The 22,351-nt window shown below is 54.9% G+C and carries 17 protein-coding genes; 16 read left to right on the top strand and 1 reads right to left on the bottom strand.

Going from position 1 to position 22,351, the window contains the following annotated elements:
* The first annotated feature begins 79 nt into the window (after positions 1 to 79).
* The 12 genes from ppx to M0R33_RS16610 all read left to right on the top strand — a co-directional run bounded on the left by ppx (position 80) and on the right by M0R33_RS16610 (position 17,356).
* The gene (ppx, locus tag M0R33_RS16665) at positions 80 to 1,573 is read left to right on the top strand and encodes an exopolyphosphatase (RefSeq protein ID WP_292571754.1); all 1,494 of its coding nucleotides are present in this window, start codon (positions 80 to 82) and stop codon (positions 1,571 to 1,573) included.
* Between the two features lie 3 nt (positions 1,574 to 1,576).
* On the top strand, positions 1,577 to 2,842 hold the full coding sequence (locus M0R33_RS16660) for a hypothetical protein (protein ID WP_292571752.1): 1,266 nt from the start codon (positions 1,577 to 1,579) through the stop codon (positions 2,840 to 2,842).
* A gap of 245 nt (positions 2,843 to 3,087) precedes the next feature.
* The gene (locus M0R33_RS16655) at positions 3,088 to 4,131 is read left to right on the top strand and encodes a methyltransferase domain-containing protein (protein ID WP_292571750.1); all 1,044 of its coding nucleotides are present in this window, start codon (positions 3,088 to 3,090) and stop codon (positions 4,129 to 4,131) included.
* Positions 4,132 to 4,145: 14 nt separating this feature from the next.
* Positions 4,146 to 4,733 carry a sigma-70 family RNA polymerase sigma factor gene (locus tag M0R33_RS16650; RefSeq protein WP_292571748.1) on the top strand — a complete coding sequence of 196 codons (588 nt, stop codon included), beginning with the start codon at positions 4,146 to 4,148 and terminating at the stop codon, positions 4,731 to 4,733.
* Position 4,734: 1 nt separating this feature from the next.
* Complete coding sequence (locus tag M0R33_RS16645) at positions 4,735 to 4,935, top strand: zf-HC2 domain-containing protein (protein ID WP_292571746.1); 201 nt, start codon at positions 4,735 to 4,737, stop codon at positions 4,933 to 4,935.
* Positions 4,936 to 5,371: 436 nt separating this feature from the next.
* Positions 5,372 to 7,246: a thiamine pyrophosphate-binding protein gene (locus M0R33_RS16640; protein WP_292571744.1), complete on the top strand. Its 1,875-nt coding sequence runs from the start codon at positions 5,372 to 5,374 to the stop codon at positions 7,244 to 7,246.
* A 4-nt stretch (positions 7,247 to 7,250) separates the two neighbouring features.
* On the top strand, positions 7,251 to 8,009 hold the full coding sequence (locus tag M0R33_RS16635; protein WP_292571742.1) for an SDR family oxidoreductase: 759 nt from the start codon (positions 7,251 to 7,253) through the stop codon (positions 8,007 to 8,009).
* A gap of 9 nt (positions 8,010 to 8,018) precedes the next feature.
* On the top strand, positions 8,019 to 8,825 hold the full coding sequence (locus M0R33_RS16630) for a citryl-CoA lyase (protein ID WP_292571739.1): 807 nt from the start codon (positions 8,019 to 8,021) through the stop codon (positions 8,823 to 8,825).
* Complete coding sequence (locus M0R33_RS16625; protein WP_292571736.1) at positions 8,822 to 9,646, top strand: citryl-CoA lyase; 825 nt, start codon at positions 8,822 to 8,824, stop codon at positions 9,644 to 9,646. The genes M0R33_RS16630 and M0R33_RS16625 overlap by 4 nt, the downstream gene beginning before the upstream one ends.
* Positions 9,647 to 9,710: 64 nt before the next feature.
* Entirely contained in the window at positions 9,711 to 11,906 is a 2,196-nt protein-coding gene (locus M0R33_RS16620; protein WP_292571733.1) for a TonB-dependent receptor, read from the top strand.
* Positions 11,907 to 11,956: 50 nt separating this feature from the next.
* A complete protein-coding gene (locus tag M0R33_RS16615) occupies positions 11,957 to 12,904 on the top strand; it encodes an ABC transporter substrate binding protein (protein ID WP_292571730.1) in 948 nt (315 codons plus the stop codon).
* Positions 12,905 to 12,910: 6 nt separating this feature from the next.
* On the top strand, positions 12,911 to 17,356 hold the full coding sequence (locus M0R33_RS16610) for an EAL domain-containing protein (RefSeq protein WP_292571727.1): 4,446 nt from the start codon (positions 12,911 to 12,913) through the stop codon (positions 17,354 to 17,356).
* Positions 17,357 to 17,403: 47 nt separating this feature from the next.
* Here M0R33_RS16610 and M0R33_RS16605 read toward each other — a convergent pair whose 3' ends face one another.
* Positions 17,404 to 18,330 (bottom strand): HD domain-containing phosphohydrolase, encoded by a 927-nt coding sequence (locus tag M0R33_RS16605; protein ID WP_292571724.1) that lies wholly within the window; start codon positions 18,328 to 18,330, stop codon positions 17,404 to 17,406.
* Between the two features lie 280 nt (positions 18,331 to 18,610).
* Here M0R33_RS16605 and M0R33_RS16600 point away from each other — a divergent pair, with 280 nt between their 5' ends.
* The 4 genes from M0R33_RS16600 to M0R33_RS16585 are packed head-to-tail and all read left to right on the top strand — an operon-like array spanning position 18,611 to position 22,001.
* Positions 18,611 to 19,468, top strand: coding sequence for a phosphate ABC transporter substrate-binding protein (locus tag M0R33_RS16600; protein ID WP_292571721.1), 858 nt, complete (start codon positions 18,611 to 18,613; stop codon positions 19,466 to 19,468).
* Positions 19,425 to 20,303, top strand: a complete 879-nt coding sequence (gene pstC / locus M0R33_RS16595; RefSeq protein WP_292571718.1) for a phosphate ABC transporter permease subunit PstC — start codon at positions 19,425 to 19,427, stop codon at positions 20,301 to 20,303. The genes M0R33_RS16600 and pstC overlap by 44 nt, the downstream gene beginning before the upstream one ends.
* On the top strand, positions 20,296 to 21,132 hold the full coding sequence (gene pstA, locus M0R33_RS16590) for a phosphate ABC transporter permease PstA (protein WP_292571715.1): 837 nt from the start codon (positions 20,296 to 20,298) through the stop codon (positions 21,130 to 21,132). The genes pstC and pstA overlap by 8 nt, the downstream gene beginning before the upstream one ends.
* Complete coding sequence (locus M0R33_RS16585; RefSeq protein ID WP_292571712.1) at positions 21,129 to 22,001, top strand: phosphate ABC transporter ATP-binding protein; 873 nt, start codon at positions 21,129 to 21,131, stop codon at positions 21,999 to 22,001. Before pstA ends, M0R33_RS16585 begins: the two co-directional genes overlap by 4 nt.
* Positions 22,002 to 22,351 lie beyond the last annotated feature (350 nt).

Raw genomic sequence — 22,351 nt, 5'->3', positions numbered from 1 at the left:
TTTCCGAAGACACCGCCTAAAAAGGGGCAAATTTTAACAGAAATCCCCACTCCGCCCATGCCTAAACAGGAATACTGCCTTGCCACATGCCATACCCACCAATGTAGCCGCCGTCGACCTTGGCTCCAACAGCTTTCACATGATCATCTGCAGTCTCAAGGACGGTAAATTGCAAACCATAGACCGCCTGAAAGAAATGGTAAGACTGGCCGCCGGCATGGATGACAGCAAAATCCTGGACCAAGCGACCCAGGAAAAAGCCTTGGCCTGTCTGGAGCGCTTCGGTCAACGTATTAATAATTTTCCGGCCCATAGCGTGCGAATCGTCGGCACCAACACCTTGCGGCAAGCCCGAAACGCCGAGCAATTCATTAAAAAGGCCGAGCGAGCCTTAGGTCATCCGATACATATCGTGTCCGGTATCGAGGAAGCCCGTCTGATTTACCAAGGCGTTGCGCACAGCCTGGCCAGCAATGCCAACGAACGCTTTGTGATGGATATCGGCGGCAGCAGCACCGAATACATCATCGGCAAGCAGGATACGCCGCATACCAAAGAAAGCTTGAACATGGGTTGCGTGACGGTCAGCCAAAATTTTTTCAAGAATGGCGCACTATCTAAAAAAGCCTTTAAAAGAGCCTGCCTATTTGTGGAGCAACAACTCGAACCGTTTCAGAATACATTCAACAGCAAACATTTCGACGAGGCTATTGGTGCATCAGGCAGTTTAAAAGCCATCAGTAGTGTGTTGCAGACTTCCGGGTTCAGCAATAACGGCATCACCCTGCACGGCATGGAACAGTTGGTCGCGCATTTGCTGAGTCTGGATCATGTCGATCAAATCAATTTTCCGGCGCTTAGCGTCGAACGGCGACCGGTCTTCATCGGCGCGGTCGCAATTGTTTACGCCACCTTTAAAACCCTGACCATTCAACAAATGACCGTATCGGATGGCGCCCTGCGGGAAGGACTGGTCTATGACCTGTTGGGCCGCATTTACGATCAAGACATCCGCTCGCAAACCAGCCGCACCACCGCCGAGCGTTACCACACCGACAGCCGCCATTCCGAACAACTCAAAGACACCATCCGCTATATGGTGGCGCAACTGGAACATCACCCGTGCTTCGATGACAACCCGGCCAGCCTGCAATTTCTGGAATGGGCCGCCGATCTGCATGAAATCGGTTTTGAAATTGCCCATAGCCAATACCATAAGCACAGCGCCTACATTATCGAAAATGCCGATCTGGCAGGCTTTTCCAAACAAGACCAATTGATTATTTCCCGGCTGGTCCGCAGCCACCGCAAAAAGCTCAGCCACTCGCGTTTTGAGGATTTGCCGGACCCTTGGCGCCGGCATACCCCAATCATGACCATCATTTTTCGCCTCGCCACCCTGCTGCACCGAAACCGGCATAGCCTGCGCCCGGATTTTCAAATCGGCATCGATGATAACGATATAGAATTGACCTTCCCCGAACAATGGCTGGAACAGGCGCCGTTGACTCAGGCCGATTTGAAACAAGAAGTGCAGTACCTGAAAGAAGCCCGGTTTAATCTGTCTTTTTAAACCATGCGCAAATCGTTCAACCTGCCGAGGCCCGTCAAACTTTTACTTTATACCTGTCTGATCGTAACAGTACTGTTTAACCTGCTGTTATGGCTTGCGGTGGACGACACCCCCTTGTTGAAAATACATCAGGGTTTCAATCGCGAGGATATACAGCGCGCCAAACAACTGTTGCGCTTGTCGCCGGAAGAACGCAGCGAAGTCAAAACCATCGTTCTCAATCAGAAAGACGTCAATATTGCCGTCAGCTATCTGCTGAATCACTTTTTCGAAAATACGGTGCAGATCCAAATCGGCAAACACCTGATATTTGCCCAAATTGCCGTGTTTGTCCCGCAAACCGTCTGGGGGCGTTATCTGGATTTTAGTTTCAAATTAATCCAAAACGGCAATAGTTTTGAAATCACGTCATTCAAAATCGGTGAAATTTCAATACCCGACCAGGCCGCGAATTATTTGATTCCGGCCATATTGCATACCACCCCGTTCAAAAAATACTGGCACTTGGGCGAACAGTACCTCAAGGAGGTTCATTTTACAGCCGAGGGCATACAAATTAGTTACCTGGGGGCCATCGTCGATGCCGCCAAACAACTGGTCATACAACAGCATCGCGAGTACCCCAATCTGCATTTATACCAGCAACAAATCAACGACATCGTCAGTCAGCACGATCCGGCCTGGCGCCTGTCCTTAATGGATTTAATGCAGCCCTTATTTTTATCCGCCTATCTTCGTTCAAACGAGGACACCGCCATTAGGGAAAACCGGGCCGTCATCATTGCAGTGGGCGGTTACATTTACAAATACGACCTGCGGCGCTACCTGCCGCTGGGTTTGGTTTACAGCAAGGAATATTCGGTGTTTGCCTATAAACGCATTGATATACCGCAACACTTCATCGCATCGGCATTATTGGCGGCAGTAGACTCACCGCTCCTCGGCGAACGCCTGGGCGAGGACAAGGAACTGGCCGACGCCAAAAAAGGTAGCGGTTTCAGCTTTATCGATTTAACCGCGGACCGCGCCGGCACCCGTTTCGGACGACAAGCCATAAGCTCTCCAAAACAGGCTCGGGAATTGCAACACCTGATGTCGCAAGCCAAGGATTACACCAGCATCATTCCCGATATTCAAGGCTTGCCGGAACACATGGATGAACCAGCCTTCAAGGCCCGCTTTAGCGACACGGACAGCGTGCTCTATCGAAACATGATTGCGGAAATCGACGACCGTATCAATGCACTGCCTTTATATCAAAAGCATTAATTCAAAAATTTCCCCGCCGCGATAGTCGGTCGCAATAACAAAGTTTCCAGATGTTTAAATTTTTGTAAGGAATCGCTGCCGAATAGCGACACAATGCCATATCATCCGTCGACACTGATCTACAAAACAGCTAAAGTCGGGATGACCCCAACTGCTCCATACCCGTGCAGAGTGCTTTGTTCCGCAGTAATCCAGTACACTGCCGTTATTGGTACTCTTTAATAATTATAAACACGAGACATCTCATGACTACCAGTATAGAAATCAGCGAATCGGTCCGCCATTACTACGGACAAGTTCTGCAATCCAGTAATGACCTGAAAACCAGCGCCTGCTGCAGTATCGACGCCATGCCCAACTATTTAAAAGCCCTTTTGGCCGGATTGCACCCTGAAGTGCTGGAACGATTTTACGGCTGCGGCTCGCCGCTACCCCCGGCCTTGGAAGGTAAAACCGTATTGGACTTAGGCTGCGGAAGTGGCCGCGACTGCTATTTGCTGTCGAAATTAGTAGGACCGACCGGCCGTGTGATTGGAGTCGACATGACGCCGGAGCAGTTAGAAATCGCGGTTCGACACCGCGAATGGCACGCCGAACGTTTCGGTTACGCCAACGTGGAATTTCTGCACGGCCATATCGAAAATCTGGCCACGGTAGGCATCGCGGACAACAGTATCGACGTGGTGGTATCCAACTGTGTGATCAACCTGTCGCCGGAAAAACCTAAAGTGCTGGCGGAAATATTCCGGGTCCTGAAGCCGGGCGGGGAACTGTATTTTTCCGATGTTTTTTCCGACCGCCGTATTCCGGCCCAACTGCGCCAAGACCCGGTACTGCTAGGCGAGTGCCTGGGCGGCGCCCTGTATTGGGAAGATTTCCGGCGAATTTTACACGAACTGGGCTGCCCGGACGTACGCACCGTCAAACAAAACCCTATCACGCTTGATGATCCCGAGGTGTTTGCCAAAATCGGCATGGTCAAATTCAACTCGGTAACGGTACGGGCCTTTAAAATGCCGCTGGAAGACCGTTGCGAAGATTTCGGCCAAGTAGCCGTTTATTTGGGCAGCATAGAGCAGCATCCGCACAGCTTCGATCTGGACGACCACCATCACTTCGAAACCGGTCGACCGTTGCGAGTATGCGGCAATACCGCCGACATGTTGGCCGCCAGCCGTTTCGGCGATCACTTCCAAGTGCTCGGCGATAAATCCCGCCATTTTGGCTTGTTCGATTGCGCGCCCGGCCCTCAGGGAGCGACCGCTTCCGCGGACGGCGCCTGCTGTTAAACCCGACTGCCACGATGACAAAAAATCCATTGAGCGAGCGCATTTTGGCGGAGCACCGGCCGGTATTATTCCGTTACGCCCTGCTACAAATGCGGGATGCCGAATTGGCCGACGACGCAGTGCAGGAAACGTTGTTGTCAGCCTGGCAAAGCTCGGCCAGCTTTGCCGGCAAGGCGGGCTTGCGCACCTGGCTGATCGGTATTTTGAAACACAAAATCGCCGACCATTGGCGGCGTAGTACCAATGACGTGCCTTTTTCCGATATCAACCAGTTTGATGCCGAGGATACAGACATGGATGAAGACGCTTTTTTTATGAGCAACGGCCATTGGAACAGCGGCCCAAGCACCTGGAACGATCCGGAAGCGGCATTTAAACAACAGGAGTTTTGGGCCGTCTACGAGGTCTGCCAAAACAATCTGCCGCCGAAAATGGCCAAGGTATTCATGTTGCGGGAATTAGTCGGTCTGGAAGCCGATGAAATCTGCCAGGAAATCGGCTTAAGCGAAGCCAATTATTGGGTTGTTATGCACAGAGCCCGGCTCAGACTGCGCGAATGTCTGGAAATCCGCTGGTTCCATAGCCAAAAACAGGAGAAATAACATGCGTAGTTGCCGCGAAATTTCCGCGCTGGTGTCCCAGGGCCTGGACAAACCCTTAAATTGGCGGGAACGACTGGAGATCCGCCTGCATATTTCGATGTGCTCTAGCTGTCGCAACTTCCAGCTGCAGACGCAATTTATGCGTAAAGCAGCCCGCCGATTCGGTACCAATTTAGAAAACCGTTTCGGCAAAAAGTCATAACCGGTTCTGCCAAACACAATCGCCGCTAAACTAACCCATCTCTAACAATTCACATCAATCTCGCCAGCGAAGGCGGAAATAAGCCGTTATAAGCGCTACCACTCGGGTATTTTCGCGTAACACCTGGCGCTCCACTACTCTGCAAGCGCTAGTAAGCCAATGGCTTAATTGCGCGGCAAAACCCGTTTCCCTGCTTTCCGCCTACCTATCCGCGCGCTATAAGCCGAGATGCCCGGAAAATCTGGGCATTCCATCCGAAAATACAGCGCCATACCTTTGCAAGCCGCAATCTCTACTCTACACTCTTGGTTTCGAACGGCACCGGCACCGCTAGTCCAGTGCGTAATCAGGACGCTCATCTGCTTATGGCATAGAGCACCATTATCCGGCCCCGGTCGGCCAACAATGACACCCCATTTTTAATACAGAGGAAAACATGAATGCTCTCATTTCTCTTATTCACAATCAACCGGAGTTAAGCGGGGGAAATCCCGAAGGCAAACCGCCCTCTCCCAAGGATGTCGCGGACTTATTGGTGGAATATCTGGAACAATTGGAAATCGAATACGTATTCGGGGTTCCGGGCGGCGCGATCGAACCGTTTTATAACGCCATTGCCAGAAGCACCCGCCGCGGCCGTATCCGCCACATTTTGGCCCGTCATGAGGCCGGAGCCGCCTTCATGGCCGACGGTTATGCGCGCGAAAGCGGCAAGATCGGCGTCTGCTGCTCCACCTCCGGACCGGGTGCCACTAATCTGATCACCGGCGTTGCCTGCGCCTACGATAATAATATTCCGATGCTGGTCATTACCGGACAACCGGCTCTGCCAGCCTTCGGCAAAAACCCGCTGCAAGAATCGTCCTGTACCGGTATCAACACCCTGGGTATGTTTCGCCACTGTACCCGCTATAACTCCTTGGTCTCCCACCCCAAACAACTGGAAGCCAAACTGGTGACCGCCTTGCAACGCGCGGTGCGCGCGCCGAAAGGCCCCTCTCATCTAACGGTTCCGGTCGATATCTTCCGCAGCCCCAGCGCTCGTCATGAACCCTCCTACGACTTGAGAAATCTTTTAGCTCCATCTTCCATGGTGGATAACGATGCCATCGAACACCTGCGGGACATGCTGACCACGGCTCGGAACGTAGTCTTACTGATCGGCGGTTTGTGCGGTGAAGCGATAGGCTCGATTTTGCAGTTTGCTGCATTGAAAGGAACAGTCATCGTCACCACCCCGGACGGCAAAGGCCTGGTTAACCCCAGACACCCATTGTTTCGGGGTGTATTCGGTTTCGGCGGCCATAATTCGGCCGAAGCGGCCCTGCGGGATGCATCGGTCGACCTGATTCTGGCCATAGGCGCCAACATGGGCGAATGGAACAGCGGCGGCTGGAGCGACAGCGTATTAAATAACCGCCTGGTACATATCGACGAATCGGAAGAACATCTGTCTCGCACGCCCATGGCCAAACTGCATGTGCGCGGTCGTATCCAATCGATCTTCAGCCGACTGGTGGAGCAATTACACAATCAACAAAAATCCGACAATTTCGAATATGCCCGCCATCGCCAATCCCGCGATAACAACGCCGCGCATTGGGAACCTCACTTGATGCTCATGGAACCGGAGAAATACGAAAGCGATGCTGTGCCGATTAAACCGCAACGACTGATGAAGGAGCTGGGCTTGATATTTCCGCCGACCACCCGCTTTCTGGCCGATACCGGTAACAGCGTATCCTGGTCGGTGCACTATTTACATTCCGGCATAGACCGGCGCATGGGCGAAAGACGGTTGGGCGGCGGGGGACGCAAAATCTCGCCCGGCCAGCGCAAAACTGACGGCGGCTGGTTGCGGGTAACCATGAACTTTGCCGCGATGGGCTGGGCCATAGGCGGTGCGGTCGGTACCGCGGTCGCCAATCGAAAGGACCCGGTGGTCTGCATTACCGGCGACGGCAGCATGTTGATGAACGGCCAGGAGATCTCGGTGGCCGTCGCCGAAAAGGTCAGCATCGTCTTCGTGGTACTCAACGACCAATCCTTGGGCATGGTCAAGCACGGTCAACGCATGGCCGGTGCCGAGCAAATCGGTTGCGATCTACCGCCCAACGATTTCGCCGCCCTGGCCCGGGCATTGGGTGCCGTTGCGCATACCATCCGTTCACCGGAAGACCTGGCAAAACTGGACATCCCCGCCATCTGCGCCTACAAGGGGCCGACCTTGCTGGATGTATACATAGATCCCGAAGAAGAACCGCCCATGAATGTGCGGATGCGGGTTTTGGTTAACACAGGAGACAGATAAATCCATGCGAAAACTCGAAGGCAAAACAGTATTGATTACCGGCGGTTCCAGCGGTATAGGATTGGCAACGGCCCGGCTTTTCATCGCGGGAGGCGCCCGGCTGGCGATTACCGGGCGAGACCCTGACCGGCTGACCGCCGCCCAACAGCAATTGGGCGACGCCGCCGTGACTATTGCCAGTGAGGCCGGCTGCCTGAACGATATCGAAACCCTGCTGACCCGGGTCAAACAGCATTACGACAAGCTGGATGTATTGTTTCTGAACGCGGGCATTGCCGAACCCACCCCGCTGGAAATGACCACGGAAGAACAATTCGACAATATCATGCGGGTTAACTTTAAAGGGGTGTTTTTTACCATCCAGAAAGCTTTGCCGCTACTAAACCCGGGCGCCTCCATCATCGTGACCACCTCCATCACCAATCGCAGCGGTACGCCGAATTTCAGTATTTATGCAGCCAGTAAGGCTGCCCTACGCTCGCTGGTGCAATCGCTGGCCTTAACATTGATAGAACACGGCATTCGGGTCAACGCCATCAATCCCGGCCCGATCGATACCGAGGGTTTCAACCGCCTGCCATTACCCGGCGAGGTTTTTCAGGCCATCAAAAATGATATCGAGGCTCGCTCGCCGATCAAACGCTTCGGTGCGCCGGACGAGGTCGCCAAGGTAGCCTTGTTTCTGGCTTGCGAAGACTCGGCCTATGTGGTCGGCGAAGAAATTGTCGTCGACGGTGGCATGACTTTAGTATGTTTACCTTAAGGAATGGGGATGAGTAGCGACGAAAACCCGAATACCGTCCGCAGCAGCATTTGGCATGAGGACGCCGAGCCCGACAATCCCTTTGCCGCAAGGACCGCCTACTGCCGGGGCTACGATGTTTACGGCGAAATGCTGGGGCAAGCCCGCTGGGCGGAGATGTTGTATCTGCTGTTTATGCCGGACCCGCCGACGCCCGCGCAAACCGAGTTATTGGAGAGTTTGGCTCTGGCCTTGGCCAATCCCGGCCCGCGCGAGCCATCCGTGCATGCAGCCATGTGCGGCGGCGTTTGCGGTTCCACCGCGGCCTCGTCCTTAATGGCCGCATTGGCGGTAGGCGCCGGGCAACTGGGCGGTGCGCGCGAGGTGTACAGCGCAGCAAGTGGCTGGGCAAGCTGCGGAACCAATCTTGCCGCCTGGCAAGGGTGGCTTGCCAATACAAGCGAGCTGGCGAACGGCATCTGGCCGGCTCCGGAACATCCGCCGGGATTCGACCCTCACGGCCTCGGGACCGCAACACCGGTCAGGCAGACCTTGGCTTGTCTGGCCGGTTACGGTGCCGGCCCACGCCTGCCCTGGTTACAACAATATTTGCCTGAGATGGAAGCGGCGGCGGGCCGGCCATTGTCCCTGTCCGGCGTCGCCGCCGCCGCGCTTGCCGATCTGGAATTTAATCCGGAACAAAGTGAAATGCTGTATCTGTTGCTGCGGCTACCCGGCGCGGCGGCTCACGCTCTGGAGCAGCGAGCGCTGGGGTATAAAAAATTTCCGTTCGGCGTCGTCGACTTGGAAAGCGCTACCGAGGAGCAAACCGCATGAACGGACCGGATTTACTGAACGAGCACGTCGGCGTTTTGAAAAGCCGCATGGGTACTTTTTATCCCGGCAGCCACGTTATCTATCGCGGCCAAAATCTGCATGAAGACTTGAAAGATATGGACTGGCTGGCGCTGTATGTGTTCGGCATTACCGGCCGACACTTCAGCCAAGCGCAATTACGGCTGATGAACGCACTATGGTCTTACACCAGTTACGCCGATGTGCGACTGTGGAATAACCGGGTCGCCGCCCTGGCCGGCAGTACCCGCAGTTCGGGTATGTTGGGGATCGCGGCGGCCTTGGCGGTTTCGGAAGCCTCCATTTACGGTGGCCCACCTATGCAACGCGCCGTTGCATTTTTCAATCGTTGCCTAGAACAGCTCGACCAAGGTGAAAATTTGGAGCAGTGTATTCGCGAAGAGCTGGCGAGACACCGCAATATCGGCGGTTACGGCCGACCGCTGGTCAACAGCGACGAGCGCATCCAACCCTTGCTTAATCTGGCCGCCGAGCTGAACCTACATAACGGCCCTTACCTCAAACTGGCACTCGCGGTGGAAGATAAACTTTTGCACGGCCGCTGGCGGATGCGGATGAATTATGCGGCGCTGGTAGCCGCATTAGGTTCGGACTTGGGTCTCAATGCGCGGGAACTATACTTATTCGTCTTTCCGGTATTTCTAGCCGGCATGCCGCCCGGCTACATCGAAGCCAGCTACCGCACGGAAGGTACGCTCTATCCTCTCCCTTGCGACCATGTTTTGTATGCTGGCCCGCCCAAGCGAGCTTGGGCCCGATCAAAGGCAAACCGCGCGCTTTGAACTAAAATAGATCAAATTCGCCGGCGGGTTGCCCCGATCCGGCCAATGTTAATCATAAATAACCGTGAGTTTTGTAAACGTGAATGTACCCAAACCGACGTTCGTTTTGTCACAACGCATGCAATTGCTGGCCTGCGCCGCCAGCCTTAGCACTCATGCGCTAGCACAACCGATCTCGCTTGAGGAAGAGGAAAAGGCCCTGTCGCAGATATACGGTGGCGAGGAAATGGTCAGCATCGCCAGCGGTTATCAACAACCTATCTCCAAGGCCCCATCCATCGCTACCGTAATCACCGCCGCCGACATCAAGCAGATCGGCGCCACCGACATCGACGAAGCCCTGGAAACCGTGCCGGGCCTTCACGTCGAACGCAGTAGCATCGGCTACAACCCCATCTACACCTTTCGCGGCATTTATTCGCAGTTCAACCAGCAAGTGTTGATGATGATCAACGGAATTCCGATCACCAACTCGTATACCGGCAGCCGTAGCGAAGTGTGGGGCGGCATGCCGATCCAAAACATTGCCCGGATCGAAGTGGTACGCGGGCCAGGCTCGGCGGTATACGGCGCCGACGCCTTCGCCGGGGTGATCAACGTCATTACCAAAACCCGCCAGGACATCGACGGCACCCAGGTCGGCGGCCGGGTCGGCAGTTTCGACACCTACGACAGCTGGGCGCTACACGGCGGCGAATGGGCAGGCTTCGACGTGGCGCTGTCCCTGCAATCCCACCTGAGCAACGGCCAACGCGCGATTGTCGACTCCGATTTGCAAAGCCAGTTCGACAGTCTGAACTTAGGCTCCCGGGCTTCGTTGGCACCCGGACCGGTCAATCTGTCGCGGGATAATCTGGATGCCAGGCTGGATTTGTCGCGCGGTAACTGGCGGTTTCGCGGCGGTTTGCAACACCGCAGCAATTTCGGTAACGGTGCCGGCATAGCCCAGGCCTTGGACCCGGTCAACCGCTATGCCAGCGACCGCTGGAACGCCGACCTGACTTACCATACCGACGAAATCGATAACTGGGACCTGACCACTCAGCTCAGCTATTTCGAAACCAGTCAGGAAATCGAGCGCAACCTGACTCTATTTCCGGCCGGTACCACGTTGCCGATCGGCGCCAACGGTCAGATCGGCGCCGGCGCGCCGGTAACGTTCCCTAACGGATACATCGGCAACCCGGAAGTTTGGGAACGCCATGTCCGCATCAGCCAATCCTTCGCTTACAGCGGTTTCCAGCAGCACCAACTGCGCAGCGGTATCGGTTTTAATTACGACAGCCTCTTCAAAGCCAACGTCAGCCAAAACTTCGGCATCGATCCCACCACCGGCACACCGATACCGTCGTTACCCGGCATACCACTAACCGACGTCTCCGGCACCTCATCCACCTTTATTCCGGAAGTGGATCGAAAAGTGGCCTATCTGTTTTTACAGGACCAGTGGAATTTCGCCAACGACTGGACATTGACAGCCGGTGCCCGTTACGACCATTATTCGGATTTCGGCAATACCTTCAATCCGCGCGCGGCGCTGATTTGGGAGGCCAGCTACGACCTGACCGCCAAATTGATGTACGGCTCGGCCTTCCGGGCGCCGTCATTCCAGGAGATGTATATTATCAACAACCCGGCACAGCTCGGCAATCCGGCCCTGAAACCGGAAACAATGCAAAATATCGAACTGGGTTTCGATTACCGCCCGGCCGACAGCCTGCGTCTGGGCTTGAATTTCTTCGGTTACTGGTGGAAGGACATCATCCGCTTCGTGCCGGACAGCAATGCCACGACATCGATGGCCCGCAACGCCGGAACTCAACAAGGTTACGGCACGGAGCTGGAGGCGGAATGGCAGGCGACAGACACCTTAAAAATCGTCGGCAATTACGCTTATCAACGCAACCGCGACGAAGCCTTAGACCACGATGCGGGCTACGCGCCGCACCACCAGGTTTATTTGCGCGCCAATTGGGAATTTCTGCCGGACTGGAGTGTCAGCCCGCAAGCCAAATGGATAATCGGCCGCGCCCGTAGTTTTGGCGACACACGTCAGCCGGTAGCCGACTATACTTGGGTAGATTTGACTCTGCGTCGGCACAATATACTTGAACATGTCGAAGTAGCCTTTTCGGTGCGCAATTTGTTCGATGTCAGCGCTCGGGAACCTAGCTTGGCCGGCAACCCGCAAGCCGCTATACCCAACGACTTACCACTGGCATCCCGGCATTTTTACGGCGAAGTCAATATTAAATTTTAGCCATACCCCTTAACGGTATTACGCTTATATTGAGTTACCCAGGAGTCATTTTGTTCTATCGAGTCTTTTTTCCGCTCTGGTTAGCGTTTTGGTTACTGCCTTTCTGCGTCGTTTCGCGCGCGGATACGCCTTCGGTAGCCATTGTTTATCCTGAAGTTCATGAACCTTACCTGTCTGTGTTTCAGGAAATCGCCCGGGGCATGGAGCAGGAATTAGGCAAGCCTGTCAGGCATTATCTGTTAAACGAAAGCGATACTGTCACGGCCGAACGCTTAATTAATACTTTGAAAAACGACCGGATCGACGTGGTCGTCACCTTGGGCCGGGCCGGGCTGGCAGTCGCAAAGCCTTTGTCCTCCGTGTTTCCGGTAGTGATCGGCGCCACCATAATACGGCCGAACGAAGTGCCGCGCGGGTTGACCGGCATCAGTCTGACACCGGCCCCGGAAGCCATGTTCGATCATTTGATCAAGCTGGTGCCGAATATCAAGAAAGTCACGGTCATCTACGATTCTCGCCAAACCGCCTGGGAAATTGATCACGCCGAGCAAGCCGCCCTGGAACGAGGCTTGATTTTGAACGCCAAGCCAACCGAAAACCTGCGCGATTCCTCCGAATTGTTCCAGCAGATTTTGCGGGAAGTAAAGGACAATTCCATTGCCTTATGGTTGCCGCGCGAAAACACCGCCATGGACGAACAATCGTTGCTGCCGGAAGTACTTAGGGAGGCCTGGGAGAAAAACTTCGTAGTATTCTCCAGCAATCTGGATCACGTCCGCAAGGGCGCACTGTTTTCGCTTTACCCTGACAATTTCGGCATGGGCCGCAGCCTGGCCAATCTGGCCTTACAGCAAACGCAGTCGAAGGGCAAATTCGAATCGGTTAAGTTACTAAGGGATTTACTGGTCGCGGTCAATTTACGTACCGCCGATCACTTAGGCCTACGTTTTTCCAATCAGACTCGGCGCGAATTCGCCATGGTTTTCCCAACCCGTTAAATCTTGATGAAGTTTCCCAGCCTGCCCCGCTTCAAGGGCACCAGTTTCCAGCAGCAACTGACGGTAACATTTCTGTTCGGATTGCTGATCATGTCGCTACTTTCCTCGTTCGGCATATCCGCATTGTCGTACCAGATCGTACGCGACAAATGGATCGCGCAAGGCCGCCAGTCGACCGAGGTTTTTGCCGCCCAAAGCGCGCTGGCCCTGCTTTACGAAAGCCAGGAGAATGCCGAGGAACCGGCCAGGCGTTTTTTAGCGTTTCCGGATGTACGCGGTGTGGCCGTCTATAATATCGCCCACCAACCCTTACTGGAGCGCGGCGAACCGCTCGCCGCGGTCGATAACGGATCGCAATGGCCGCTCTCATCGCCGTCAACCCAGGAAACGCCTGATGCGTGGTATTTTACCGCACCGGTATTTGCCCATAATCGTACCCGGCAAGAGACTTCGCCGTTCGAAGCGCAAATTCCCGACCCCGAATTGATCGGTTACGTGCGCCTGGGACTCGGCAAGCAATCGCTCAACGTCATGCAGAAGCAAATTCTTTTGACCACCCTGACGGTTTCCAGCTGTTCAGCATTATTATTTTTATTATATTTGCTGGCTATGTCGCGGCGCCTGACCTCGCCCATCAAACAACTGGCGCTGAGCATGGGCCAGGCATCGGCCGGCGAAAAAAAGGTGCGGGCCAAACTGACTGGTCCGCGCGACATCACGGATATGGGGACCGCTTTCAACACCATGATGGAAGTTTTGGAAACCCGTGAAAAACAGCTGGAAAGCGCCCGCGACGCGGCTTTGGATTCGGCCCGCATGAAAGGCGAATTTGCCGCCACGGTCAGTCATGAACTGCGGACTCCGCTGAACGCGGTACTGGGCATGCTGGAACTTTTGCAGGATATGGGCTTGACCCCCAAGCAACTGGAATACTCCGTGATTGCCCGCAATGCCGGCGAAGCTTTGCTAAAACTGATCGAGGACATCCTGGATTTTTCCCGTATTGAAGCCGGCATGCTGAAGCGTCAGCCGGTCGATTTCGTGCTGTACGAAACGCTGGACGAAGTCGCCGAATTGATGTCGGCCCAAGCTCAGCGCAAGAATCTGCAGTTGGACTACGACATCGTCGACGACATTCCCTTGGTGTTGAACGGCGAAGCCTCCAGAGTGCGCCAAGTACTGATCAATCTGGTCGGTAACGCACTCAAATTTACCGAACAAGGTTCCATCTACATCAAGGTCAACGCCGAAGAATCGAATAACGTCTCAACCTTGCTGCGGTTCAACGTTATCGATACCGGCATAGGCATACCCGCCGCCGCGCAAGCCGGCATATTCGATGCTTTCGTGCAGGCGGACGGCTCAACTACCCGGCATCACGAAGGTGCTGGACTGGGCCTGGCAATCTGCCAACAATTGGTGAAACTGATGGGCGGCCAGATCGGTGTGGACAGCCAGCCCGGCCAGGGTAGCTGCTTTTGGTTTACCGTACCTTTCGGTCCGCCCTGCGGTAGCCGAATTCTATCGGAGTCGCGACAGGCCTATTTCTCGCACTTGCGGATATTGCTAATCACGGAAAACGACAAAATGCGCCAATTTTTGGCTCATAGCCTGGATCATTGGCATATCCACCACAGCCATTCCAGCTACGGTATACGCGCGGTCGACATGCTCCGTTCCGCCAGCGAACAAGACACGGCTTATCAATTTGCCATTATCGACCTCAAAGATACTAGCGATACCGGCTGGATAGATCTGATCGTCCACGACCCGGCGCTGACCGAACTCAAAATCATTCTGCTATCCAATCCGGGCAACCCCAACAGACTGACCGACTTGCCCAATGTGGCTGCCAATCTGACCAAACCGATACAAGCTTCCAGACTCTATGACTTTATTTTGACAGTCGGCCAGAATTATCAAGAGCCCGCGCCCGCGCCGGTGTTGCCGACGGAAACCCCGCGCCCGGAAATGCTGGGATACAACATTCTAATCGTTGAAGATAATAGAGCCAGCCAGATGGTGGCGGCCGGCATGCTGGATCGGCTGGGTTGCGGCTACGAAATTGCCTCTTCCGGCGTCGAAGCGCTGGAATGGCTGCAGCGGAAAGACTTCGATTTGGTTTTGATGGATTGCCACATGCCCAACATGGACGGATTCGAAGCCACCCGTCGGATTCGTCTGTTGGCGGAACCGATTGGGCAGTTGCCTATTGTAGCAATGACCGCCAATGCCCGGCAGGGCGATAATGATTTATGCCTGTCCGCCGGCATGAACGATTATCTTTCCAAACCCATCAAGCTGAATCCATTGCGGGACAAGTTGTTAAACTGGCTGGACCAACGCTCGAAACCGCCGGAACAGGCCCTGTTATCCGTCAACACTCAATCTCTGGAGACGCTGGACGGGCGGGTCTTGCAGCAGCTACGCGAGGAAATCGGCCAGGGTTTCGTCAAAATGCTGAGTTTTTATCTGGAAGACACCCCGCAGCAAATCGAGCAAATCGGCCGCGCCCTGGCTACGAATGACTATCTCGCATTGCGCGATCTGGCCCACAGTCTGAAAGGCGCCAGCCGTAACCTGGGCGCCGAAAAACTGGCGGCCATCGCCCGACAGCTGGAAGAACAGGCCGGGCAACGGCAAACCGAAGGCAGCGATGCTCTTTTGGCTCAGCTTCGCGAAGAATACCGACTCATCGAACAATTGCTGCAACGGGAAAGCGGCGGGGTCATCGATGCCGAACCCGTCGAACAATTCGGCCCCCGAATTCTGGTGGCCGATGACGATAGAGCGATGCGGTTTGCCTTGCAGGATGTCCTGGAAAAAGACGGTTATGTGGTCGACGTGGCCAGCACCGGCCATATGGCGGTAACTCTTTGCCAACGCAATATGGCCGATCTGATTTTAATGGACGCCATGATGCCGGAATTGAACGGTTTCGAGGCCTGCAAAAAAATCCGGGCGCTGGCAAAAGGAGCCGAAGTGCCTATATTAATGATTACCGCGTTGGAGGACGAGCATTCGGTCGAGTTGGCCTTTTCCACGGGTGCTAATGACTTCATTCCCAAACCCATCCATTTCGCGGTACTGCGCAAACGTATCTCCCTGCTACTGGAGGCCAGCCACAGCCAGCGCACCTTGAACCGTATGGCCTATCACGATCCGTTGACCAATCTGGCCAACCGCGCTCAATTCATGGACAGATTGGACACGGTAATCCACTGTACCTCCACGCAAGGTCACCCGCATGCGGTGCTGTTTTTGGACTTGGACCGCTTCAAGCTGACCAACGACACCATGGGCCACGAGGTCGGCGACCAAATGCTGAAAGCCGCCGCGGAGCGCATTCAAGGCTGCGTGCGCAAGGAAGATCTGGTCTCGCGTTTCGGCGGCGACGAATTTACCTTGCTTTTGGAAAAAATCGATAGCCCGCAAATCGCGGCGGCGGTGGCCGATAAAATCTGTAGAAACATCGCCATGCCGTTTGTACTGATGGATCAGGAATTTTATATCAGCGCCAGTATCGGCATTTCCCTGTATCCGGCCGACGGTACCGATGGCGGCTTGCTGATCAAACACGCCGATACTGCGATGTACCGCGCCAAAGAGCAAGGCAATACCTATTGCTTTTATGAAGACAGCATGGAATTTGCAGTGTCGTCCAAGTTACGGCTGGAAAGCGATTTACGCCGTGCACTGCGACGCGAAGAGTTTTCTCTGCATTATCAGCCGCAAATCGATTTGGACAGCGGGCGCATTATCGGCGCCGAAGCCTTGATACGCTGGCAACATCCCGAACTCGGTTCGATTCCACCCGACGTGTTTATTCCGGTTGCCGAAGAAATCGGCTTGATCGAAGCCATAGGTGTCTGGGTATTGCGGGAAGCTTGCCGGCAAAACCAGGCCTGGCAGCAGGCCGGCTACGCACCGTTCATCATGGCGGTCAATGTTTCGGCCCGCCAGTTGGACCAGGATTATTTCGCCACCCAAGTCATAGATATCGTCACCGAAGCCCGATTGCCGCCGGAATATCTGGAACTGGAATTAACGGAAAGCCTGTTTATCCGCCACCCGGAACAGAAACGCGCGATTCTGGCGCAATTGAAAGAAGCCGGCATGCAAATCTCAATCGACGATTTCGGCACCGGTTATTCCAGTCTGGATCAACTGAAACAGTTTGAGTTCGACAAACTGAAGATCGACAAATCGTTCGTCGCCAACATCATGCATGACGCGGACGATGCCGCCATCGTGCTGGCCATCATTTCCATCGCTAAAATCTTGAAATTCAAAGTCATTGCCGAAGGCGTGGAAACCGAGCGACAAGCGCAATATTTATTACAAAACAATTGCAACGAAGCGCAAGGCTATTTGTTCGGTAAGCCAATGATCGCCGAAGCGTTTACCCGGATGCTGGATGAAACCCAGCATCCGCGCACCCGTATGCACTAATTCGGTCTTTTGAAGCCAGCCGCGCGGCGCAGCAAGCCGGATAGGGTTTAAACAACCGGCTTTACGGAAGACAACGCCTCGCGAAACCGTTTCAGCCAGCTCTTGCCGCTGTTATCAGCATCAACGCTCAAATGCGGCAAACTCTCTTCCAGCAAGCGCCCCAACAAATCGTGATCGATAGTGGCTTGCAGCTCTTGGGCCGTACCGAGGCCGCCACTGGGCTGCAACTGTATCCCGTCCGCCTGTTTTTCCAGCTGAAAGCCATTTCCGCATACCCGGCAAAATACCTTATCACCGGGTTTTTGGTGTTTATGCACCACTACAACCGGCCCGCACATAGGGCAATCGTGCATCGGAATACCCGCATCGCTATGACCGACAATATCGTCCAACTCGCCCGAATTGGCCAGCAGGACCAGTTGTCGCCCATAAGTAGACTCGAACTGCGTACCTAAATTCACGACTATTTGTTCGACAGCCGCGGCCACCGCCATACCTTTGCGATATGGCCGGGAGCTGGTCATTGCGTCGAACGCGTCCGCCAAACCAACGATTTTGGCGGTATTCGAAATGGCGGCGCCGGTTAAACCCAAAGGATAACCCAGGCCATCCATCCTCTCATGATGTCCAATTACCGCGTCCATCGCCAACGGCGCCAAAGGGTGGCCTTGTAACACCTGTGAACCCAATTGCGGATGGGTTTTCATCACCTCGTATTCGGCATTGCTAAGTTGGCTGTTGTTATTCAGTATGCTGTCCGGCACCCCTACCTTACCCAGATCATGTAAGAAGCCGCCTAATCCCGCTATCACAGCTTGCTTTTTGCTAAAGCCGCACACTAATGCCAACCGGGTTGAAAATTGCGATACCCGCCATAAATGTCCGCCGGTATAAGGATCTCGCGCTTCTACCAAAAACGCCATGCTGTAAAGAGTATGCAGCAAGTCTTCGGTATGGGTACTGGTCAGTTTCATTCGGTTCTCCTCGCATTCACGTCAGTAATGATTATTTGACTCGGCTGCTAAGCAAGCTGGATATCGTTAGTCGTCAAGCACCCGGATTAACTTACACGGCTGGCCTGTTATTTCAACTTTCCCGTGTCCACGCGCCCATGCCAAACCGATAAAGCGCTGTAGCCTACTCCCGCCCATCCGCCGCCGGTACAAAATTTTTCCGCATCATGTAAGGAAAGTAGCAAAATAACGACCCACAGAGGCGCCCTGCCCAGGCAGGTCAACACATTAAGGAATATTCATGAAAAAAGCTATCAGTGTCGCGGTCTTGTCGTTGCTTATTTTAGCCCTGGGCTATTTTGCTAACCGTAGCAATCTATCCGGCAGCGAGGCGGCTAATCCAGCTGCAAGCAGCACTGAAAAACTGGTATTGACCGGGTCCAGCACGGTGGCGCCCTTGGCGGCGGAGATCGGCAAACGCTTCGAATCGCGGCACCCCAAGGTCCGCATCGATGTGCAAACCGGCGGCTCATCCCGCGGCGTTAACGATGCGCGGTCGGGTTTAGCCGACATCGGCATGGCTTCGCGGGCATTGAAACCGGATGAAGCCGAGCTAAGAGGTTTTACCATTGCCTTGGACGGCATCAGCATCATCCTTAATGCAGCCAATCCGCTGACCACGCTGGACAAGCAACAAATCATCGACATTTTTACCGGTAATATTACTAACTGGAACGAGCTTGGCGGTCACGATGCCCCGATTACCGTGGTCAACAAAGCCGAAGGCCGTTCCACGCTGGAATTGTTCTTACATTATTTCGACTTAAAAAATACCGATATCAAGGCGCAAGTAGTGATAGGCGATAATCAACAAGGGATTAAAACCGTGGCCGGCAATCCGGATGCCATCGGCTATGTGTCGGTCGGCGCCGCCGAATACGAAGCCGGTCATGCGGTCGCCATTAAATTACTGCCGCTGGACGGCATAGAAGCCTCGGTGGAAAATGTCCGCAACAGTCGTTTCCCGCTGTCCAGACCCTTGAATCTGGTCACCAAAACCGAACCCGGCGGGGTTGCCAAAGCCTTTATCGATTTTGCCGGTTCGGCTGAAGTCAATGACCTTATCGAAGCGCAATATTTTGTCCCTGTCGCTCACTGACAAGCGCCTGGCGCGGTTGCTGGGCGGCTGCGCGCTGCTGGCGGCTTTAGTCGTGGTGTTGATTTTAGGCTTCCTGCTTGGCGAATCATGGCCGGTTTTACATCATGCGCCGCTGACGCATTTTTTCACCGATGCTTCATGGCACCCGACCCAACACTTGTATAACGTCATGCCCATGCTGACGGCGACCCTGCTATCCAGCCTGGGCGCTTTATTATTGGCCGGTCCGTTGGGCATCGCCTCCGGGCTGTTCATGCATTATTACGCGCCGCCGCGGCTGGCCGGCGTTTACCGGCGGTTGATCGAGCTGCTGGCCGGCATTCCCTCGGTGGTATACGGTTTTTGGGGTTTAGTTACCTTGGCGCCGCTGGTCGGTCGGCTGCATCCGCCCGGCGTCAGCCTGCTGACTGCCATTTTGGTATTGGCGCTAATGGTATTGCCGACCGTGGCCTTGATTGCCGATGCCGCGCTCGCCGCCATACCGGCGGCCTATTTGCGCGGCGCAGCCGCGTTGGGCCTATCGCGCTGGGGAATGATAGCCGGTGTCGCCTTGCCGGCGGCGCGCACTGGCTTGGTATCCGGCCTGCTACTGGCCACGGGCCGGGCGCTGGGCGAAACCATGGCAGTGCTGATGGTAGCCGGCAATGCCGTGCAACAACCGCACAGCCTGTTCGATTCGGTACGCACCCTGACAGCGAATATTGCCCTGGAAATGGCTTATGCGATGGGCGATCACCGTGCCGCGCTGTTCGTTTCGGGCTTAGCCTTGATGCTACTGGTACTGATACTGGTCGGCATGGCCGATGTGTTTCAAAGGAAAGCGACTTATGCTTAAAAACCGGCTGGCCACTGTGCTGATCTGGCTGAGTGCCGCGCTGATCTGCGCAGTATTCGTTTGTTTATTGGCCGACATGTTGCGGAACGGTTTACCCCGGCTGTCCTGGTCGTTTTTATCCCAAGCACCGAGCGATGCCGGACGAGCCGGCGGCATAGCGCCGATAATTGTCTCAACCGGCCTGATCGTGCTGGTTGCGGTTAGCGCCGCCGCACCGCTAAGTCTGGCCACCGCCATATTGCTCAGCGAATTCAGCTCGCCAAACAGCCGCTTTTGTCAGGTAATCGAACGCAGTCTGGAGGTATTGGCCGGAGTGCCGTCCATCGTATTCGGCTTGTTCGGCAATGCCTTTTTTTGTATTTATTTGGGTCTGGGGTTTTCGATACTCTCCGGCGGCTTGACCTTGGCCTGCATGGCGCTGCCCATCATGATCAACACCGCGACGGTCGGCCTGCGCTCCGCGCCGGACGATTACCGCTTGTGCGCCGCGGCCCTGGGCATGAGCCGCGGCGCGGCGTTGCTTCATCTACTGCTGCCCGCCGCCGCACCGGCCATAATCGCCGGCTTGATGCTGGGCATAGCCCGGGCCGGTGCCGAAACCGCCGCGCTGATTTTTACCAGCGGCTATGTCGACCGCATGCCGGACACCTTAATGGATTCCGGGCGGGCTTTATCCGTGCATATTTACGACTTGGCCATGAACGTGGCCGGGGGGGATGCCAATGCCTATGCCTCGGCACTGGTTTTAGTGGTACTGTTATTGATCATCAACAGTTTGGCAAGCAGCCTGACGCAGCATTGGCTGCGGAATAGAATTATGACTTCATGACTACCAACACTAGCAACACATCCCACTGCGCGGACAACGGTAACCCGCCGGAACACGCTTATACCCTCGGCCCTCTACAGGTCGGTCCGCCCTGCTGCGATCCCGAACCGCTGCTCAGGGTTGACAATCTATCGCTGCATTATGCCGACAAAATAGCCCTGGAAAACATATCGCTGGCTATTTACCGGGGTTGTATCACCGCTTTGATAGGCCCCTCCGGCTGCGGCAAAACCAGCTTTCTGTCTTCCTTAAACCGCTTGACCGATATGATTCCGGGCTGCCGGGTCAGCGGTTCCATCCGCTTTGACGGCCTCGATGTACGCAGCCCGAACCTGGATGTACAGCATTTACGCCGCGACATTGGCATGATTTTTCAAAAACCGGTGCCGTTTCCGTTATCCATCCGCCGCAATATCGAACTGCCGTTGCGCGAACATGGCATGCGCAGCCAAGCCGAAATAAACGACCGGTTGCAGGAAGTGCTGCGGGATGTCGGTTTATGGGATGAAGTCAGGGAGCGGCTGGAAACACCGGCACAGGCGCTGTCCGGCGGCCAGCAACAACGTTTGTGCATCGCCCGGGCGCTGGCCTTGCAGCCCAAGGTGTTGCTGATGGACGAACCCTGCAGCGCGCTGGATCCAATCGCGTCCGCCGTCGTGGAAGATTTGATCAGCCGCCTGCAAGGCCGCTACACCATCGTCATCGTCACCCATAATCTGGCCCAAGCCCGCCGCATCGCCAATTATGCCGCCCTATTCTGGATGCAGGAACGCGGCGGCCGCCTGATCGAATTCGGACGCTGTCAGCAGGTATTCGAAGCCCCCGCCCATCGTCTGACGGCGGCCTATGTGAACGGCCAACGCGGGTAAACCTGCAAAACGGCGTTACACTGGTTCAACCGCATATCCGACGGTATGGGAAGGATAACGGACGCAATCCCCTTATCTCCACCCGATCGCGACCGATGCGCATGACGGCGGCATTCCTATCCGCACACCTATCGAGTTGGGCTGCGAGTCAACCCGCGCTAGACCCAAGCCATAGATGTAGTAACGGGTAATCTGGGTGCAGATCGGCCAGCAGGTTATCAGAGCCCCCCCGCGTCAAAATAGTTGTCGCCTCAAATTTTTAGAACCCTTTAAATTTGAGATAAAAAATGAATCTTTCCAAGAAACAGTATTCTGACGAGTTCAGAGAGCAAGCCCTGGCAAAAGTCTAC

The organism is Methylomonas sp., from assembly GCF_023228165.1.
Lineage (GTDB): Bacteria > Pseudomonadota > Gammaproteobacteria > Methylococcales > Methylomonadaceae > Methylomonas.
Note: the sequence above shows the minus strand (reverse complement) of the source record. Positions and strands in the feature narration are given on the sequence as shown.

What these genes read in the sequence shown, in the direction of transcription:
- pstC (WP_292571718.1), top strand. Translation starts at nt 19,425, where the DNA reads ATGACCTTATCGAAGCGCAATATTTTGTCCCTGTCGCTCACTGACAAG.
- M0R33_RS16600 (WP_292571721.1), top strand. Translation starts at nt 18,611, where the DNA reads ATGAAAAAAGCTATCAGTGTCGCGGTCTTGTCGTTGCTTATTTTAGCC.
- M0R33_RS16610 (WP_292571727.1), top strand. Translation starts at nt 12,911, where the DNA reads ATGAAGTTTCCCAGCCTGCCCCGCTTCAAGGGCACCAGTTTCCAGCAG.
- M0R33_RS16660 (WP_292571752.1), top strand. Translation starts at nt 1,577, where the DNA reads ATGCGCAAATCGTTCAACCTGCCGAGGCCCGTCAAACTTTTACTTTAT.
- pstA (WP_292571715.1), top strand. Translation starts at nt 20,296, where the DNA reads ATGCTTAAAAACCGGCTGGCCACTGTGCTGATCTGGCTGAGTGCCGCG.
- M0R33_RS16605 (WP_292571724.1), bottom strand. Translation starts at nt 18,330, where the DNA reads ATGAAACTGACCAGTACCCATACCGAAGACTTGCTGCATACTCTTTAC.
- M0R33_RS16640 (WP_292571744.1), top strand. Translation starts at nt 5,372, where the DNA reads ATGAATGCTCTCATTTCTCTTATTCACAATCAACCGGAGTTAAGCGGG.
- M0R33_RS16650 (WP_292571748.1), top strand. Translation starts at nt 4,146, where the DNA reads ATGACAAAAAATCCATTGAGCGAGCGCATTTTGGCGGAGCACCGGCCG.
- M0R33_RS16655 (WP_292571750.1), top strand. Translation starts at nt 3,088, where the DNA reads ATGACTACCAGTATAGAAATCAGCGAATCGGTCCGCCATTACTACGGA.
- M0R33_RS16625 (WP_292571736.1), top strand. Translation starts at nt 8,822, where the DNA reads ATGAACGGACCGGATTTACTGAACGAGCACGTCGGCGTTTTGAAAAGC.
- M0R33_RS16630 (WP_292571739.1), top strand. Translation starts at nt 8,019, where the DNA reads ATGAGTAGCGACGAAAACCCGAATACCGTCCGCAGCAGCATTTGGCAT.
- M0R33_RS16645 (WP_292571746.1), top strand. Translation starts at nt 4,735, where the DNA reads ATGCGTAGTTGCCGCGAAATTTCCGCGCTGGTGTCCCAGGGCCTGGAC.
- M0R33_RS16635 (WP_292571742.1), top strand. Translation starts at nt 7,251, where the DNA reads ATGCGAAAACTCGAAGGCAAAACAGTATTGATTACCGGCGGTTCCAGC.
- M0R33_RS16585 (WP_292571712.1), top strand. Translation starts at nt 21,129, where the DNA reads ATGACTACCAACACTAGCAACACATCCCACTGCGCGGACAACGGTAAC.